Raw genomic sequence first — 2,985 nt, forward strand, 5'->3', positions numbered from 1 at the left:
GTCGGTACGCCAATATTCGGCCTCGGCGCCGAGCTCGCGGAGTTCAGCCACTAATTTCTGGCCGACTTCGTCGCGGCGGCCGGAGATGACGATGCGCGCGCCCTTGCGCGCGAAGGCGATCGCGGTGGCACGTCCGATGCCCGTGAGGGCGCCAGTGATCAAAACAACGGGGGTATTCATTGTGAACTCCTTGGAGGGGATTTTATGGATGAGTTGCGCCTGACCGATCAAATATGGACGTACGTATTTTTCGAGTCAAGCGCACAACACCTCGCTCGGCAAACCCGACTCAAATGTTTCTCAAATCCTTTTGAATCCGGTTCCCCATCCTTCGAGGGAAGGGGTTAGCGGTCAGGTTCCTCAAATTGATCGCCACACCAGTTCTTGCAAGAATCAATTACGACAATGCCTGAAGTCCCCGAGACAGCTCAGAACCTCTTCGAAATCAAGGGTGTGCTGACAAAATTCATGCGGATGCTGTTCCCGCTTGAATTCCGCATCGACTCGCTCGCCAACGGTGCCCCGATGCTGCCGTTTCACTACCCGCTCCTGCCTGGCGAAATGATCTATCTGCCCGAGCGGCTCGAACCGTTCGGCACTCGCGGCGACGCATACATTTATTATTTCGTCACCGCCGCGCACCTCGCGGCGCGTCACGACTTTGGCACGTTCAAGCTGAAGCTCGCCGACATCGCGGGCTTCGAAGAGCGCGGCGAGACCGGCGTCGAGGCGATCGACAGCTTCGTCGCGTCGTTCGACGACCCCGGCCTGGCCGGCGCGCTGATGCGGCTGGCGGAGTCGGCGCGCATCGACGCCGAACTCGCGCGACGCTATCGGGGACTCGCGCCGCGCATCGCGGGCCTCAACCGCTCGCTCCTCGAGCGGCTCCATCCCCAGTCGCTCAGCACGATGCTGGTGCGCGCGGCGCTCGATCTAGAGGCGGCCGGCGAAGTCCTTGACTCCCCGCTCGTGCGGATGGCGTCGCATCACTTCGCCCCGGTTCGCGAGGATGGCGCCGACGTGATGACCAGCGTCCGCCAGGTCGGCGCGCTCTACAATTGGCTCCAGGAACTGATTCGGCAGGCGCGCGAGCGCGGCGAAGGCGATCCGCTCACCGAAGAAGAAGCCGAGCGGATGCGCAACGACCTGATCAAAGGAATGAAGGGCTCGGAATCGCAGACCGCCGGCGAAGGCGAAGACGGCGAGCAGGGCGACGGCGGCGGCGAGCCCGATCAGAACGTGCAGATGGACTTCTCCGGCAAACAATCCAAGGGCGGACAGGGCAGGGCGCTCTCGCCAGAAGAATTGCGCAAGCTCATCGAGCAGGGCGCCGAGATCAAACCCTCGCAGGGCGACGGCAGTGCCGAGGGCGACGGCATGTATCTGACCCAGCTCACCGGCAAGCAGCTCAGCGAGCTCGAGCAGATGCGCGAGCAGCTCGGCGAAGTCGGCTCCGTCACCGGCCAGGGACGCCTGATGATCGGCCGCGGCCGCCAGGATTCGTACTACGCCTACGACGAATGGGACTACGTGCTGAACGACTACCGTCGCAACTGGTGCCGGCTGCGTGAAATTCCGCTGACCGGCGACGAGGGCGACTTTTACGAGAACACCCTCGTCCGCTACGCCGAAATGCTCCCCGGCGTGCGGCGTAACTTTCAGCGCATCCGGCCCGCGTCGTACCGGATGGTTCGCGGACTCGAGGACGGCGAGGAAATCGACATCGACCGCACCATCGAGGCTCGCGTCGCGCGCCTGATGGGCGAGACGCCCGACGGCCGCTTCTACAAGGCGCGTAAGAAAGAAGCGCGCGACGTCGCCACCCTGTTCCTGCTCGACATGTCCGCCTCGACCGACGAGCCCGTCCATCGTGAGCCGCGCAAGCATACCGACGATGACGACGCGGACGACTGGATGAAGGCGTGGCAGCGCCGCCCGCAAACCGCCAATCGCCCGCGCCGGATCATCGACGTGAATAAGGAAGCGCTGGTCATCATGGCGCAAGCGCTCGAGGAAATCGGCGACGCCTACGCGATCATGGGCTTCTCCGGCCACGGCCGCGACAACGTCGAGTTCTACGTGATCAAGGAATTCGATCAGGAACTGAGCGACGAGGTGAAGGCTCGCATCGGTTCGGTCGAACCCAAGCGCTCAACCCGGATGGGCGCGGCGATTCGCCACGTGCGCGAAAAATTCAAGGACGTCGCCTCGCGCGCCAAGCACATGATCCTCCTGAGCGACGGCTTCCCGCAGGATTTCGATTACGGCCACGACCGCCGCTCGAACGCTTACGGCATCCAGGACACGATGGTCGCGCTCAAAGAACTCGAGCTGGCCGGCGTGCTGCCGTTCTGCATCACGGTGGACAAAACCGGCCACGACTACTTGCGCCAGATGTGCCAATCCTCGCGCTACCTGGTAATCGAGGACATCGCGTCACTCCCGCGCCAGCTCCCAAAAATATACGAGCAAGTAATCCGCTGGTAATTCCCCCGTCCAAATCGGGAGAGGTCATCCCGACGGAGCGAGCAACGCAAGCCCCACTGTCATCCCGACAGACCGAGCAACGCGAGCGGCAGGAAATGGCTTCTGGCCTCCGAACAGCTTCGCGTTTTTGTGTCATCCTGACGACCTGAGCAACGCGAAGGGAGGAAGGACCTCGGACAGCATCGCGCACGCGAAGCCGGTTCCGGTCTCTGAAATCGCGCGCCGCGCGCCCTCTTTAGTGCTCCAGATCCCGAATCAGCGCGCACGATCGATCCTCAAATCGCGCCCTGTCATCTCGGCCGGCGCTTTCACTTCGAGCATTGCGAGCAGGGTCGGCGCAACATCCGCGAGCGTGCCGCCGTTCTTGAGCCGCCCTTTGAATTTCGGGTCGTACAGAATCAACGGCACCGGGTTCGTTGTGTGCGCGGTATGCGCCTGCCCGATCGCAGGATCGGCCATGAACTCCGCGTTGCCGTGATCCGCCGTGATAAGTGCTAC

Annotated in this window: 2 protein-coding genes and 1 pseudogene; 1 reads left to right on the plus strand and 2 read right to left on the minus strand. The window is 62.8% G+C overall.

The window, feature by feature from the left end:
- Positions 1-180: SDR family NAD(P)-dependent oxidoreductase (locus tag VIW95_RS13190; protein WP_331587236.1), on the minus strand; the 180-nt coding region annotated here is incomplete at its 3' end.
- Between the two features lie 225 nt (positions 181-405).
- On the opposite strand from VIW95_RS13190, the gene VIW95_RS13195 reads away from it, so the two are divergent.
- Complete coding sequence (locus tag VIW95_RS13195) at positions 406-2,487, plus strand: nitric oxide reductase activation protein NorD (protein WP_331587238.1); 2,082 nt, start codon at positions 406-408, stop codon at positions 2,485-2,487.
- Between the two features lie 255 nt (positions 2,488-2,742).
- Here VIW95_RS13195 and VIW95_RS13200 read toward each other — a convergent pair.
- Positions 2,743-2,985: pseudogene (locus tag VIW95_RS13200) on the minus strand (2,3-bisphosphoglycerate-independent phosphoglycerate mutase); the annotation flags it as partial.

The organism is Binatus sp. (SeqCode) (genome assembly GCF_036522015.1).
In the GTDB taxonomy this organism is placed as follows: Bacteria; Desulfobacterota; Binatia; order Binatales; family Binataceae; genus Binatus.